This window comes from Acidovorax sp. KKS102 (assembly GCF_000302535.1).
In the GTDB taxonomy this organism is placed as follows: Bacteria; Pseudomonadota; Gammaproteobacteria; order Burkholderiales; family Burkholderiaceae_C; genus Acidovorax.
Genome location: NC_018708.1, coordinates 4,215,249 through 4,230,075, shown reverse-complemented (window position 1 = coordinate 4,230,075; position 14,827 = coordinate 4,215,249). Strand labels below are relative to the sequence as shown.

Below are 14,827 nucleotides of genomic sequence, written 5' to 3'. Positions count from 1 at the left end.
CACTGCCCTCCATCGCAACTCCGATTGGAAAGGCACCACACCATGAACACGACAACGCTGACCTCCACCCCCCGCCGCCTCATCCTGGCCCTGGTGGCCGCCGGTGCGGTGGGTGCCACGGGCGCAGGCCTCATCACCGGGCACCAGGCCCGCGCCCTGACCCCGCCCCCCGCCATCGTGGCCCAGACGCCCGCCGCCCCCGGCGGGGCCTTGCCCAGCTTCGCTCAGATCACTGCGCAAAACGGCCCGGCAGTGGTCAACATCAGCGTGACGGGCAGCACTAAGGCCGCCATGGCCGATGACGACGGTGAAGACGAAGGCCAGCCCGCCGCGCGCCAGGGCCGGGCACCGCAAATGGACCCCAACGATCCGTTCTACCAGTTCTTCCGCCAGTTCGGCTTTCCGGGCGGCATGGGGCCACAGGCCCAGCCCAACGTACCCACGCACGGCCAGGGCTCGGGCTTTATCGTCAGCCCCGATGGCCTGGTGCTGACCAACGCGCATGTGGTCAAGGGTGCCAGCGAAGTCATCGTCAAGCTCACCGACCGGCGCGAGTTCCGCGCCAAGGTGCTGGGCTCTGACCCCAAGACCGACGTGGCCGTGCTCAAGATCGACGCCAAGAACCTGCCCACCGTGCGCCTGGGCAGCACCCGCGACCTGCAGGTAGGCGAGTGGGTGCTGGCCATTGGCTCGCCCTTTGGCTTTGAAAACAGCGTGACGGCCGGCGTGGTCAGTGCCAAGGGCCGGTCACTGCCCGACGACAGCCTGGTGCCCTTCATCCAGACCGACGTGGCGGTCAACCCCGGCAACTCCGGTGGTCCGCTGTTCAACGCCCGTGGCGAGGTGGTGGGCATCAACTCGCAGATCTACAGTCGCTCGGGCGGCTACCAGGGGGTGTCGTTCTCCATCCCCATCGAGCTGGCCGCCAAGATCAAGGACCAGATCGTTGCCACCGGCAAGGTGCGCCACGCGCAACTGGGCGTGGCAGTGCAGGAGGTGAACCAGGCGTTTGCCGAGTCGTTCAACCTCGACAAGCCCGAAGGCGCGCTGGTGGCCAGCGTCAGCAAGGGCAGCCCGGCTGAGAAGGCCGGCCTGCAGGCGGGCGACGTGATCCGCCAGGTGGACGGCCAGCCCATCGTCGCTTCGGGCGACCTGCCCGCCTGGGTGGGCCAGGCGCAGCCGGGCCAGCAGGCCAAGTTGTCGGTGTGGCGCCAGGGCAAGCCGCTGGAGCTGACCGCCACCCTGGGCGACGCCAGCGACAAGGCAGTCAAGCAGGCGCGCAACGATGACGCCGTGGGCAAGGGCCAACTGGGTCTGTCGCTGCGCCCGCTGGACCCGCAGGAGCGGCGTGCGGCGGGCCTCAATGAAGGCCTGGTCATCGAGCAGGCACGGGGCCCCGCTGCTGCGGCCGGTGTGCAGCCGGGCGACGTGCTGCTGGCCATCAACGGTGCGCCCATCAAGGACATCACGCAGGTGCGTGCCGCCATGGCCAAGGCGGGCAAGTCGGTGGCGCTGCTGATTGAGCGCGACGGCGACAAGATCTTTGTGCCTGTGCGCCTGGGCTGACCCATGGCCTGCGCCCGCCGTCGGTTGGTACCCTGCGGCGGGCGCTGCGCATCAGCGCGGCAGGGGCTCTACTTCCTTCGTCCAGCGGTCGATCAGGCGGCGGCGTTCGGCAGCCTTGCCGTATTTCTCGAAGTCGTATTTGATGAGCTTCACGTTGTCCAGCGTCGGGATGCGCGGGTCCATCTTGAAGGTCTTGTTGGCAGGCACCTGGTAGCTGCCCACCTGCGCGCCCACGGCCTGACCTTCGGGGCTCATCAGCCAGTCGTAATATTTCTTGGCGTTGTCCATGTTGCGCGCGCCCTTGACCAGCGCAATGCCGCCCACCTCGTAGCTGGTGCCTTCACAAGGCGCCTGGGTTTTTACCGGGTACTTGTCGGCCTTCCATTTTTCAAAGTTGAACATGAAGGTGATGCCCACACCCACCTCGCCCTTGGCCACGTTGGGCGCCTGCGCCTGGCCGCTGCGGGTGTAGGTGGTGGTGTTCTTGTGCAGGGCCTTGAGGTAGTCGAACGCCTTGTCTTCGCCCATCAGCTGCACCAGCCCCGCAATCACGGTATAGGCCGTGCCGCTGGAGGCGGGGTGCGAGATTTCTACCTCGCCCTTGTAGGCGGGCTTGATCACGTCGGACCAGCACTGGGGCTCGGGCAGCTTTTTCTTCTTGAGCGTTTCGGTGTTGTAGCCAAAGCCGATGGCCGAGCTGTAAAAGCCTCCGACCTGGTGGCCCGACATGGCGTACTGGCGCACGCTCCAGCTATGCAGGTCATGCAGGTAGGCAGGGCGGTATTCGGCCAGCAGGCCCTGCTCGGCCGCCTGCAGGAACGGATCACCCGTGCCTCCCCACCAGATGTCGGTCTTGGGGTTGTTGGCCTCGGCGCGCAGCTGCGCGGCAATCTCGCCCGTGCCTTTGTGAGCCTGGTTCACCTTGATGCCGGTCTTCCGGGTGAACTCCTTGGCGGCTGCTTCGCACCAGGGCGCGTCGGTGCTGCACAGCGCGTTGACCACGCCCTGTGCCTGGGCGCCCGTGGCAGACAGCGCGGCCAGCGCAACGGCTGCAGCAACGTGGTGGAGAGGAGGGAATGTGATTGGAATTGCCATCGGTCTTGCTCCTTGTGTGTTGTCGTAATGGCCCGGCCCCTGGGGCGGGCGGTGTGCGCGTGGCGCTTTCATTGTGACAGTGATGTGTCAAATTCAAGTCGTTCTGGCAGCTCGGTGCTGCGCCAGCGCCCATGCCGCCGCTATCCTTGGCAGCCAGCCCTTTTCCTGCAGTCCTGACCGACCGACCTTTCTGCCCCCTTGCCATGCGCCTGCTGCTTGTTGAAGACGATTCCATGATCGGCGAAGCCGTGCTGGACCTGCTGCGCGCCGAGCAGTACGCGGTGGACTGGGCGCGCGATGGCGACGCGGCCGATACGGCACTGCGCACCCAGGCATACGACCTGGTGCTGCTGGACCTGGGCCTGCCCAAACGCGACGGCCTGGCCGTGCTGCGCGACCTGCGCGCCCGCAAAAACCGCACCCCCGTGCTGGTAGCCACCGCGCGCGATGCCGTGGCGCAGCGTATCGAGGGGCTGGATGCCGGGGCCGATGACTATGTGCTCAAGCCCTATGACCTGGACGAGCTGCTGGCCCGCATCCGCGCCCTGCTGCGCCGCGCAGCGGGCCGGGCCGAACCGGTGTACGAGCACCAGGGCGTCAGCATCAACCCCGCCACGCGCGAGGTGACCGTGCGCGGCACACCGGTGGTGCTGTCGGGGCGCGAATGGGCGGTGCTGGAGCCGCTCATTGCGCGGCCCGGCATGGTGCTGTCGCGCCAGCAGCTGGAGGACAAGCTCTACGGCTGGGGCGACGAGGTGAGCAGCAACGCGGTGGAGGTCTATATCCACGGCCTGCGCAAGAAGCTGGGGCCCGAGCTGGTGCTGAACGTGCGCGGTGTCGGGTATCTGGTACCGAAGATGTGATGGAAAAAATCTCACGCACCTTTCAGGCCCTGCTCCCGCGCTCCTTGCGCATGCGGCTGCTGATGTTCTTGCTCGCCGCCATCGTGCTGGCCGGGGCGGTGCAGGGCGCACTGGCCTACCGGGGGGCGCTGGAAGAGGCCGATGCGCTGTTCGACTACCACATGCAGCAAACCGCGCTGGCCCTGCGCTCGGGCCTGCCGGTGGATGCGCAGGGTCTGGGCCCCGGGCTGGACCCCGAGGACGAAAACCACGAATTCATCGTGCAGGTGTGGACTAACGAGGGCCTGCGCATTTTTGAATCCGCCGTGGGCGCTGCCCTGCCGCAGATTGCCGTGCTGGGCTTTACCAACGTGCAGGCGCGTGGCGGCACCTACCGGGTGTTCTCCATGCAGACGCGCTCGCAGGTCATCCAGGTGGCGCAGAACATGGCCGCGCGGCGCGACATGGCCCGCAGCCTGGCACTGCGCACGCTGGCGCCGCTGGCCATCATGGCGCCGCTCTTGGTGCTGGCCGTGTGGTGGGGCGTGAGCCGGTCGCTGGCCCCGGTGGAGCGCGTGCGCCGCCAGCTGGCACAGCGCCAGGCCGACGACCTCTCGCCCGTGAGCGATGCGCAGCTGCCCGACGAGGTGCAGCCGCTGGTGAGCGAACTCAACCTGCTGTTCGAGCGTGTGCAGCACGCGTTTGAGGCGCAGCAACACTTTGTGGCCGACGCCGCGCACGAGCTGCGCTCCCCCCTAGCTGCACTGCGCCTGCAACTGCAGGGCCTGCAGCGTGCGGGTGACGACGCCGCGCGTGCGGCCGCCATCGAACGCCTGTCGGCCGGCATCGAGCGCGCCACGCGCCTGGTCGAGCAGCTGCTCACCCTGGCGCGGCAGGAGGCCAGCACGGCCGTGAATGACCCCGTAGACCTGCGCGCCACAGCGCAATTGGCGCTGGCCGACGTGGCCCCCGCCGCCCAGGCGCGCAGCATGGATGTGGGCCTGCTGGACTCTGACGCGGCCACCGTCACCGGCAACGCCGAGGCCCTGCGCATGCTGGCCCGCAACCTGCTGGACAACGCCATCAAATACAGCCCGCCCGGCGGCCAAGTGGACCTGCAGGTGCGCAGCGAGGGCGACCACGCCGTGCTCACCGTGGAAGACAGCGGCCCCGGCATTGCCCCCGAGCACCGCGAGCGTGCCATGCAGCGGTTTGTGCGCGTCACCGCCGACGGTGCCCCCGGCAGCGGCCTGGGCCTGGCCATCGTGCAGGCCATTGCCCAAGGCCATGGCGCCACCGTGGTGCTGGACAGCTCGCCGCGCCTGGGCGGCTTGCGGGTGACCGTGCGGTTTGCGGCTCCCAAGCCCTGAGCTGTGTGATGCCCTGTTTGCTATGAATTGCATAGCGTTTCAGGCATGTTGCACTAGCGCTACCGGCCAAAAAGCCTTCATAAGCACCCGCAGAGTGCTTCAAAGCGCCTCGTCACGTGTGCGCCACACCGCCAGGGGCCTGCCCCGCACAATGCGGGGGTAGCGCGCAGGCTGTGCCGGTTCCCGATCTGCCTGCACCCACTTCCACCTCAGCAAACACGCATCGGCATGAACTTCATCGTTTTGGGCGCAGGCGCCATTGGTTGTTATGTGGGTGGGCGCCTGGCCGCGCACGGCCAGCCCGTGTGCCTGGTGGGGCGGCCGCATGCGCTGGAGCCCATCGCGCAGCACGGCCTGAAGGTCACCGACCTGGACGGCTTTGACCGCACCGTGCCTGCGTCCTCATTGCAACTGGCCCCCACGCTGGCTGACGCCGCGCCCGGTGCCGACAGCGTCATCCTGCTGTGCGTCAAAAGCGGCGCCACCGAGTCGGCCGCGCGCGAGCTGGCGGCGGCCTGTGCGCCCGGCACCCCGGTGATCTCGCTGCAAAACGGCGTGGACAACGTGGCCCGCATCGCCGATTTGGCGCCCGGCCTGAACGTGCTGGCTGGCATGGTGCCCTACAACGTGGTGCTGCGCGGCGCGCACGTACACCGCGCTACCGCAGGCTATCTGCAGCTGCAGAGTGATGCGGTCACCGAGCGCATCGCGCCGCTGTTCAATGCCGCCGGCTTGGCCACCACGCTGCCGTCAGACATCCGCGCCGTGCAGTGGGGCAAGCTGCTGCTCAACCTCAACAACCCGGTCAACGCGCTGTCCGACCTGCCCCTGCGGCAAGAGCTGCTGGACCGCGACTGCCGCCGCGTCTTTGCCGCGCTGCAGACCGAGGCGCTGCGCGTGATGGCGCGCGCGGGCATCACCCCCGCCCAGGTCACCGCCGTGTCGCCCACGCTGCTGCCCCATGTGCTGCGCCTGCCCAACTGGCTGTTCACGCGGCTGGCCAAGCGCATGCTGCTGATCGACGCCACGGCGCGCTCGTCGATGTGGGACGACCTCGAAGCCGGGCGCGTGACCGAGATCGACGCGCTGTGCGGCGCTGTGGTGCGGCTGGCCGCGCAGCAGGGCATGGCAGCGCCGCTCAATGCGCGCATGTGCGAGCTGCTGGGCGGGCCGCGCCAGCGCCTCACGGGCAAGCAGATGCGCCAGATGCTGGGGCTGTGATTGCGGTTATGGCTTCGTGATCAGGCCACGGTTGCTGCGCTGTCCAGCGGCACGCGCAGCCCCGTCTTCAGGCTGGCCAGCGCCACCGAGGTCCGAAAGCGCTTGATGTTGTCATCCCCCTCAAACAGCCGCCGCGTCAGCGCCTCGTAGTCCGCCATCGACGCCACGTTCACCACCAGCAGGTAGTCCGCCTCGCCCGTCACGCTGTAGCACTGCTGCACCGCGTCTTCGGCCGCAATGCGTGCGCGCAGCGGGGCGGTGCGGTCGGGGCGTTCGTTGTCCAGATGCACATCCAGCACGATGGTCAGCGGCTTGCCCACCTTCACCGGGTCCAGCACGGCCACATTGGCGCGGATCACGCCGCTGTCCTTGAGCCGCTGAATGCGCCGCTGCACCGCAGGCGCCGACAGGTTCACCGCCTGCGCAATCGCGCGCTGGGGCGTGGTGTTGTCGGCCTGTAGGATGTCAAGAATCGCGAGGTCAAAGCGGTCAAGTGCTGTCGGAGTGGCCATGGGGGTTCCTTGGAACGGGCTCTGAGGGTGAGCGAAAGTTGCGCGCAAGCCCCGAAATTCGAGTCAAAAGCACGCCGAGGTCGCACTATATTTTCAGCCCATGAGCGCTTCACCTCTCCGTTCTCTTCTGCACCGCTTCTTCCCCTTCCTGGCGGTACTGGGCTCCGTCACCGCACTGGGCATTGGTACCTCATGGGCCAAGCACTGGCTGTTTCCGGTGGTGGGGGCGCAGGGCACCACCGCCGTGCGCGTGGGCTTTTCGGCGCTGCTGGTATTGCTGCTGTGGCGGCCCTGGCGCTGGCACCTGTCGCGCGCGGACGCGCGGGCCGTCATGCTCTATGGCGCGGCGCTGGGCGGCATGAACCTCATGTTTTACATGTCGCTGCGCACCTTGCCGTTTGGCCTGGCGGTGGCCATCGAGTTTGCGGGACCGCTGGCGGTGGCGATCTGGTCATCGCGCCGCGCGGTGGATTTTGTGTGGGTGGCGCTGGCCATCGCCGGCCTGGGCATGCTGCTGCCGCTGGGGCTCAACGGCAGCACATTGGACCCGGTGGGCGTCTTCTACGCCCTGGGCGCGGCCGTGTTCTGGGGGTTGTACATCGTGTTCGGCAAGCGCGCCGGGCATCTGCACGCGGGGCATTCGGTATCGCTGGGCCTGCTGGTGGCCGCGCTGGTGGTGGTGCCCGTGGGCGTGGTGCATGCGGGCGCGGCGCTGCTGTCGCCCGCCGTGCTGCTCATTGGCGTGGCGGTGGCGGCGGTGTCCAGCGCCATCCCGATCTCGCTGGAGATGATGGCTTTGAAACGCCTGCCCAAAGAGGCCTTCGGCATCATGATCAGCATGGAGCCCGCCGTGGCCGCACTGGTGGCCATGGCGCTGCTGGGCGAGCACCTGAGCGCGGTGCAGTGGCTGGCCATTGGTTGCATCATGGCTGCATCGATGGGCAGTGCCATGACGGCTGCGCGGCCCGCTGCTGCCGACCGCACGGCGCCGCAAGCGGCCTGAAGGCGCGGGCTGGCGGAGCGGGGCTGCCAAGCGGGCGGTGCCATGGCACGGCGCATTGCCTGACAGGCGTGCGGTCTGCCGGCTGGCTTGATCGGTTGGGTTGCAGGGCTAAAAAAGGACTGTGACGGCACCCCCTTGGCGCCGTCGCCCCATGTCCAAGGAGCCCATCATGATTCCCCCTACCACCCCTTCCACTGCGGTCACCGCACCCGTTGACGAAGACCTGGCCGAGCAAGCACGCCCCGGCTACGGCATCCCATCGCAAGACCCCCGAACCGGCGCCCAGACCGCGCTGGAGCCTGAAGACGCAGAGCGCGAAGCCCACTCCGCCTTGATGGGCGGCGGCATGATGGCCGGCGCCGCAGCCGGTGCCGCCGTGGGCGTGGCCGTCGCGGGCCCGGTGGGTGTTGTGGTCGGTAGCACCTTGGGCGGCATTGCCGGTGCGCTGGGAGGTGCTGCAGCGGGCACCATGGTCAGCCCGGATGAGCCTTTGGCCAATGCTGTGGAAGACGATCACCTTGCGCAGTCTGCGCGAGGGCCTGCAAACAAGAGGGACTCGAAGTAAGGCCGCCAAGGCAGCCACGCGCCGATTGGAGCAGGGCGCGTATTGTGTGCGGATGCTTCAGATTTGATAGCTGCTAGCGCATATTGCACTAGCGCTTACAGCCATTTTGGCTATGAATCTGGTCCCCTCGACAGGAATCGAACCTGTATCTAGCGCTTAGGAGGCACTCGTTCTATCCATTGAACTACGAGGAGGCGAGGCAGCCGCGCATTGTAGTGGCGCGCGGGGGGGCTTCCTGGCCGCCGGGTCCTCAGTCGTATTTCACGGTGTAGATGATGTCCACCGCGCTTTTCTCGCCGGTTTGCCCGCGCAGCGTGAGACGGCGGGACAAGTCGTAAAAGATGTAGAGCGTGCCCAGCGTGCCCGACAGGCTGCGCTCATACGTCACGTACAGGTCTTTGGACAGGCGCTTGCCGAAGGTGAGGGCGGCGGCGCTGGCATCTTCGCCCGTGGTGGCACCGCGAAAGCCGATTTCGTCCAGGCCCAGGCGGCTGGCGGCGTTGGCGGTGGGGCTCTGGCCGCCGTTGCGGCCCAGCAGCGCCAGTGCGGCTTGTTGCAGCACGGCCGCTTCGGCGCCTCCGGCCGAGGCATTGCGGCCCAGCACTACCCACGACAGTTTTTCGGCATCGGGCAGTTCAGGGTCGGAGTACAGCGTGACGCGCGGCGCCTGTGCACTGCCCGTGACCTGCACGCCCGCGCGCACGCTGATGTTGGGGCGCAGCGCCAGGATGTCGAGCGAGGGGTTGTTGTACGGGCCGTTGAAGCGGATGAGACCTGTCTCCACGTCCAGCATCTGCCCCCAGGCGCGGTAGCGGCCTTGATCGGTGCGGACCTCGCCGGTCACGCGGGGCGGGGCGCCGGGCACGGCGCTGCTGCGGATGTCCACCTCGCCCGTCAGCCGGGTGGTGATGCCCTGGCCTTGCAGCGCAAAGTCGCGCCCCAGGTTGAGGGTGATGGCGATGTCGGGCGGCTTGGCGGTCTCTGCCTGCGCGGCCACTTGGTTGGCCTTGGCGGCGGCCTGGGCCTTGGCCTGGTCTTCGCGGTCCTTGGCGGCGGAGCGCACGACCACGTCCGAGCCCAGGCGCGGCGCGGATTCATCCGGCAGGATGATGGTGGCGCGGTCGGTGGTGAGCTTGCCGCGCAGGCTGATCTGGCCCTGCTGCAACTGGGCCTGCAACTGGCCCGACACGCTGACCTGCCGGTCGGCACGCACCAGCACTTGCAGGGCCTTGGCCTCGGCCTGCAGGGACATGGTGATGCCCGACAGGCCAGTGCCTGCCGTGGCGCTGTCGCCCCAGGCCACACGGCCGGTGGCGGTCAACGTGCCACCGTCTTGTGCTGCGGCCGTGCGGTTGCCGCTGAAGCCTGCAATGCGCGCGCTGCTGCCCCGCCCGCCTTGCAAGCGGAACTCGGTGATGTTGAGCTGGTTCCCCTGCAGCGTGGCGCGCAGGCGGCCGCCTTGCAGGTCCACGCCATCCACCACCGAGCGCACTGCCATGTCGTCGGCTCCCAGGGTGCCTGCCCAGCGCGGCGCATCGCGCGTGCCCGACAGGGTGGCGCTGGCATCCAGCGTGCCGCGTACACGCCAGCCGGGCGGCGCCAGCGCAGACCACACGCCCACGTCGGGCAGGCGGGCGCGCAAGGTGCCGGCCAGTGGTGCGTCGGCAGGCCAGGTGATAGGGGCACCGGCGTTGGCCGCGGACAGGCGCGTGCTGGCGGTGGCGTCGATCTCGCCCGCGCGGTCGCTTGCCCAGAGCAGGCGCGCGCGCAGCGTGTCGCCTTCGGCGGTGACCGTGATTTCTGCCTGGCGCACACCGGCGGGAGTGCCTGGGGCGCTTGATGCGCTGGATGCGCCTGCAGGCGGCGTGGCCGCAGTCGCCAGCACGGTGGTGGCTCCGGCGCCGGTGCCCTGGCCGCTGCTTTGCACCGCTGTGACGGCCGTGGCATCGCCCGCGAGGATGCGCAGGTCGCCACTGGCGCGGCGCAGGCTGGCGCTGGCGCGCAGGGCGTCGCCCGTGGTGTCCACACTCCATTGCCCGTCAAGCACGATGCTGCTGGCCAGCCCCATGCGCGCAAGCAACGGCTGCGCGGGCCGGCCCGCGGCGGCGGGCGTCTCGCCCAGGCCCAGCGCATCCACCCAGGCCATGGGCAGGCCCTGCAGCGTGCCCTGCGTTTGCAACCGCAGGGGGGTGTTGGATGCCGTGGCGGCAGACCATTGCACCGGCGACCAGCGCAGCGCCACGGTGCCCGGCAAGGGGCCTGTGACCCGGGCCTGACCGGCCGATGCCTGCAGGCTGAGGGCGCTGGTGGTGGGCGATGGTGCCGCACGCCCGCTGGCCGGTGACCTGGGGGCTCCAGGGGTAGGGGTGCCGGTGCGCACGGTCAGGCCCAGGGGCTCAGCCAGTTGCAGCGTCCACGGCCCGGGGCGTTGGGCGGCCTGGGCCTGCAGGCGCAGTTCGCTGACCTGCAACTGCCATTGCCCGGCACCCACCAGGGTGCTGGCAAGGCGGGTCTGCACCGTGGTCTGCAGGGCCTGGGGCGCTGGCGTGCGGACCTCGCCGGTCAACGCCAGGGAGGCCTGCGCCAGGTTGCCCCCCAGTTCGACTTTGAAGGCGCGCAGTTGCAGGGCTTGCCCGGCGGATGTGCCGCCGCTGGCGTTGGTGGTGGCCGGGAGCGTCAGGTCCAGCTGGGGGGTGTTCAGCGTGGCCTGCAGATCAAAGCGGTCGGGGTTGCGGGCGGGTGCGCTGTTGGCGGTGGCAGTCTGAAGTTGCTCAGTCAACGTCTGCCATCCACCCTTCCAGCGCGCGGTGATCTGTAAGGCGCCCTGGGCGCTGACCCCGTGCAGAGTGCGCTGTACGGTGGTGCCCACCACGGGCAGGCCGGCCAGCCAACGCTGCGTGAGTGCTGCATCGGTCCACTGCAGCTGCAGGTCGCCAGCGCCGCTGCGCGGGGCCAGTGTGCCTTGTGCCTGTGCGGTGGCGCCGGGCACTGCCAGGGTGACCTTGCCTTGCGCAGATTGGGTGCCCAGTGCGACCTGCAGCGCGGTGGTTTCCACGCGGGCCTGCAGTGCGTCCAGCAACAAGCGGTCCAGCCGCACCGTGCCGCCGTCGGCGGCCTGCCAGGTGCCTTGTGTGCTGAAGGTGTTGATGCGCAGCAGTGCTCCCGCTGCTGCCCTGGTCTTTGTGGTTGCAGCGCGCGCCGCCGTGCCGGTGTCTGCTCGCACGTCGGCACTGAAGCGCACGGCGTCGCCCTGGGTTTGCGCGGTGACGCGGCCGGAGAGCGGGGCTGCAGCCAGCAGCGTGTGCAGGGTGTCGGGGCGCAGCGCGCGCAGGGTGGCCTGGCCCTCCAGCGCGTGGGTGGCGGGGGTGTAGTGGCCTTGCGCGGTGATGCTGCCCGTGCCCGCCTGCAGGGTGGCGTTGGGCACCGTCCAGCGGGTACCGTCGTAGCTGGCGCTGGCGTCCAAGGCGGTCAGGGGCAGGCGGGTGGTGTCCCAGGGGCCGGGCAGGTCGTTGCGCAGCGCGGCCTGCAGGCTCCAGCCTGCTGTGCCTGCCGTGCCCGCGCCGCCGGATGTGGGCCCGGCTTGCAGCGTGCCGTGCAGCTGCGTGACCGGTGCCTGCGGCCACAGGGCCGCCAAGTTGACGGCGCGCAACGTGGCGTTGGCGGACTGCAGGGGTTGCTGCGCCCAGGGTGCCAGCGTGGCGGCCAGATCGGCCTGCATGGGGTCGGCAGTGGGCGCAGGGGTTGTGCGTGGGGTAGGAGGTTTTGATGCGCCCGGTTGGCTGGCGGGCGCGGCGGCGGGTGGTGTGGCGGCTTCGCTGGTCGGCTCGGGCTTCAGGCGTGCCTGCAGTTGCAGCTGCGCAGCGGCGGTGGCCAGTGTGCCCTGCAGCGTGGCGTGGGCGCCCACCTGCAGCGCAGCGCCGCCCCCGGGTACGCCGGTGCGCACGGTGCCATCCAAGGTGGCATCCAGCGCCATGGGGGCTTGTGCGTCCAGCGTGGCGCGGGCGCTGTACTGGCCCTGGGCCAGCTCCACTGCGCCGATGGTCAGGCGGTGCTGGCGGCCATCAAACCGGTAGTCGCCCACCAGGCCCTGGGCTTCCACGGCGGGTGACCCGGCCCACACAAGCTGGTCGACCCGGAACGGCACGCCCAGCTGCAGCGGCAGCACCAGGCTGGTAAGGGGCGTGGGGGGTGGCTCGGGTGTGTCAGTGGTTTTGGGCTGGGGGGTGATCGCCACGCGGGCGGCATGCACCTCGCCCAGCTCCAGGCGGCGCTGCAGCAAGGGGGCTAGCTGCCAGCCCAGGCGGATGTCGGTCACTTCCACCGCCAGGGTAGGACTGCTCCAGCGCAGCCAGCCAATGTGCCCGCCGCTGCGCAGCGAGCCACTGACATCGCGGCTCTCCAGCTGCTGGTTGGCAGGCAGGTATTGCGCTGCACGGGCCAGCGTGGTGGCCAGCGACGTGCCGCTGCCCGCCCACCACCACAGCAGCGCGCTGGCCGCTAGCAGCAAGGCCAGCAGCGTTACCAGCAGCCAGCCCACGGCCCGCAGCCAGCGCGGCATGCGAGGGGGTTGAGGGCGGGGTGCCGACGAGGACCCGGCGCTGAAGTCCGACGCGCGGGCGCGGGGCTTGGGAGTGTGGGGGGCGTCGCTCATCGCCATCAGAAGCTGAACCCCAGGCGCAGGTGCAGCCGCACCTCTTTGGTCTTGACGCCGTAGGCCAGGTCGGCCTGCAGCGGGCCCACGGGGCTGCGCCAGCGCACGCCGGCACCCACGCCCACGCGCGGGCTCAGGTCACCCACCTTGTCGGCCACGGCACCGGCGTCCACAAACAGCGTGCTTTCCCAGTCGGTCATCGCCCCTTTGTAGACGATGGGGCGTTGCCATTCCACGCTGCCCACGGCCAGGTAGCGGCCCCCGTACAGCTGGCCGTTGTCGGTGCGCGCGCCGATGCTGCGGTAGCCGTAGCCGCGCACGGTGGTGTCGCCGCCCGTCACAAACAGCTGCGTGACGGGGATCTGCGCGCCCTCGCGCGCCAGCACCGCGCCGGCCTCGGCCCGCAGGGCCACACGGGCATTGCGGCCGATGCCTGCGTCGTCCTGCACGCGCCCTGCGGGGAGGAAGGACTGCCACCGCACCAGGGAGCGCACAAACGGGTCGCGCTCGGGCCGCAGCGTGGTGCCCAGGCCCAGCTCCACCGCCAGGCCGTGGCCGCGCGCGGGGGCGGTCAGGCTGTTGAAGTAGCGGCCCGTCCACCCGTAGTTGATGCTCAGGGCGGTGCTGGTGTCGGAGGGCGACCGCGTGTTGTCAGTCAGGCCCTGGCTGTTGGCGTAGTCGTACTGCAGGAAGTAGTTGCGGTCGATGGATTTGGTGCTTTTGCTGCGGCCCGCGCGCAAGCGGCCGCTGTTCACGTCGTAGTCGCCCGTGGCCTCGCGCAGCAACTGGCCGCCCGCAAACCAGCGCCAGCCGTTGTCGCTGGGCAGGTCCGTCCATTCGGTGTTGGCGAGCTTGGTTTCGCGGTCGAGCGCGAGTTTGGTCACCGCGCGCCAGCCAAGGACGGGCATCTGGTTGTGGATGTGTTCCAGGGACAGGCGTGCGCCGCTGTCGGTCGAGAAGCCCGGGCCAAAGACCAGCTTCTGCATCGGGGCCTCACGCACCTGGGCCACGACGGGGGCGGCCTGCGGGTCGGTGCCTTCGGTGTCGAGGGTGAGGAACACGGCGTCGTAGTAGCCGCTGCTGGCCAGGCGCAGCTGGGCATCCAGCATTTCGGCCTCGTCATACACGGCGCCCGTGGGCAGGCGCGCCAGGCGCCGCGCACCGTCGCTGTCGTAGCGCTGGCTGCCCTGCACGCGCAAGGGACCGAAGCGGTAGGCGGGGCCGGGGTCGTAGCTCACGCCCAGCTGGGCTTCGTGCCGGTCGGCATCGATCTCGGCCCGGCTGTTGGCGATGCGGGCCGTGGGGTAGCGCCGGGCCTGCAACTGGCGCAGCCCGTCGGTTTTGGCGCTGTCCCAGGCCGACTGGGTGAAGGGCTGCCCGGGGGCGAGGGACCAGTTGCGCTGCAGGCGCTGTTGCCGTCGCGCCAGGGTGTCCTTGTCGGCTTCGTCGGTGCCTGCCACCGTGATGTCGGCCCGGGCAATGCGGGTTTGGGGGCCGGGCTCCACGGTGACCGTGACGGTGCGGGGCGCGCCCTTGCGGGTGCCCGCAGTCTCCTGCGCCTCGGTCAGCTCCACGGTGATGGTGGGCGCAAAGTAGCCCAGGGTGCCCAGCAGTTCGCGCGCGTTGGCGTCGGTGGCGCCCAGGAGGCGCTGCAGCTCGTTGGCCTGCAGGTCGGGCAGCTGGCGAAAGCGCTGCAGCTCCAGGTGGCGCTCCAGTGTCTCGCGCACCGCGTCGGGGGCGCGCACCACCACGTCAAACGATGGGGCACCACTGCTGGCTTCGGGGCTGATCAGGTCGCTGTGGGTGTCGCCGGTCGTGGGCTCATCGGCACGCGGCAGCAGGCTGCAGCCGCTCAGGCACAGCGCGCCGGAAAGCAGCAACGCCGACCACAGGGCCGGCGTTGGGGTACTAACAGTGGCGGGGCGCAAAACGCGAAGGGGCACGGTGCGAGAGGATGTGTCAGGGGATCGTGTGGGGAGGGCAAGCCTGTCAGCCCGCCCAA

The 14,827-nt window shown here is 69.6% G+C and carries 10 protein-coding genes and 1 tRNA gene; 6 read left to right on the top strand and 5 right to left on the bottom strand.

Translation table 11 applies throughout. The features are described 5' to 3' along the window. Positions 1–42: 42 nt before the first annotated feature. Positions 43–1,566: a DegQ family serine endoprotease gene (locus C380_RS19445; protein ID WP_015015554.1), complete on the top strand. Its 1,524-nt coding sequence runs from the start codon at positions 43–45 to the stop codon at positions 1,564–1,566. Between the two features lie 51 nt (positions 1,567–1,617). Here C380_RS19445 and C380_RS19440 read toward each other — a convergent pair whose 3' ends face one another. Beyond that, complete coding sequence (locus C380_RS19440; RefSeq protein WP_015015553.1) at positions 1,618–2,661, bottom strand: ABC transporter substrate-binding protein; 1,044 nt, start codon at positions 2,659–2,661, stop codon at positions 1,618–1,620. Positions 2,662–2,864: 203 nt separating this feature from the next. Between C380_RS19440 and C380_RS19435 the strand changes: the two genes are divergently transcribed. The 3 genes from C380_RS19435 to C380_RS19425 all read left to right on the top strand — a co-directional run bounded on the left by C380_RS19435 (position 2,865) and on the right by C380_RS19425 (position 6,094). Next, positions 2,865–3,524, top strand: coding sequence for a response regulator transcription factor (locus tag C380_RS19435; protein ID WP_015015552.1), 660 nt, complete (start codon positions 2,865–2,867; stop codon positions 3,522–3,524). Continuing rightward, a complete protein-coding gene (locus C380_RS19430) occupies positions 3,524–4,873 on the top strand; it encodes an ATP-binding protein (RefSeq protein ID WP_015015551.1) in 1,350 nt (449 codons plus the stop codon). The genes C380_RS19435 and C380_RS19430 overlap by 1 nt, the downstream gene beginning before the upstream one ends. Before the next feature lie 228 nt (positions 4,874–5,101). Then, the gene (locus C380_RS19425) at positions 5,102–6,094 is read left to right on the top strand and encodes a 2-dehydropantoate 2-reductase (protein ID WP_015015550.1); all 993 of its coding nucleotides are present in this window, start codon (positions 5,102–5,104) and stop codon (positions 6,092–6,094) included. Positions 6,095–6,114: 20 nt separating this feature from the next. Here the strand turns inward: C380_RS19425 and C380_RS19420 are convergent, their stop codons facing one another. After that, positions 6,115–6,606, bottom strand: a complete 492-nt coding sequence (locus tag C380_RS19420) for an Lrp/AsnC family transcriptional regulator (RefSeq protein WP_015015549.1) — start codon at positions 6,604–6,606, stop codon at positions 6,115–6,117. A gap of 100 nt (positions 6,607–6,706) precedes the next feature. Between C380_RS19420 and C380_RS19415 the strand changes: the two genes are divergently transcribed. Together C380_RS19415 and C380_RS19410 are read left to right on the top strand one after the other, a co-directional pair. Further along, positions 6,707–7,609, top strand: coding sequence for an EamA family transporter (locus C380_RS19415; RefSeq protein WP_015015548.1), 903 nt, complete (start codon positions 6,707–6,709; stop codon positions 7,607–7,609). A 169-nt stretch (positions 7,610–7,778) separates the two neighbouring features. Beyond that, complete coding sequence (locus C380_RS19410) at positions 7,779–8,174, top strand: hypothetical protein (protein WP_015015547.1); 396 nt, start codon at positions 7,779–7,781, stop codon at positions 8,172–8,174. Positions 8,175–8,293: 119 nt separating this feature from the next. Here the strand turns inward: C380_RS19410 and C380_RS19405 are convergent. The 3 genes from C380_RS19405 to C380_RS19395 all read right to left on the bottom strand — a co-directional run bounded on the left by C380_RS19405 (position 8,294) and on the right by C380_RS19395 (position 14,768). Continuing rightward, a tRNA-Arg gene (locus tag C380_RS19405) sits at positions 8,294–8,368 on the bottom strand. A gap of 56 nt (positions 8,369–8,424) precedes the next feature. After that, a complete protein-coding gene (locus C380_RS19400) occupies positions 8,425–12,831 on the bottom strand; it encodes a translocation/assembly module TamB domain-containing protein (RefSeq protein WP_015015546.1) in 4,407 nt (1,468 codons plus the stop codon). After that, positions 12,831–14,768, bottom strand: a complete 1,938-nt coding sequence (locus C380_RS19395) for an autotransporter assembly complex family protein (protein WP_085944666.1) — start codon at positions 14,766–14,768, stop codon at positions 12,831–12,833. The genes C380_RS19400 and C380_RS19395 overlap by 1 nt, the downstream gene beginning before the upstream one ends. Positions 14,769–14,827 lie beyond the last annotated feature (59 nt).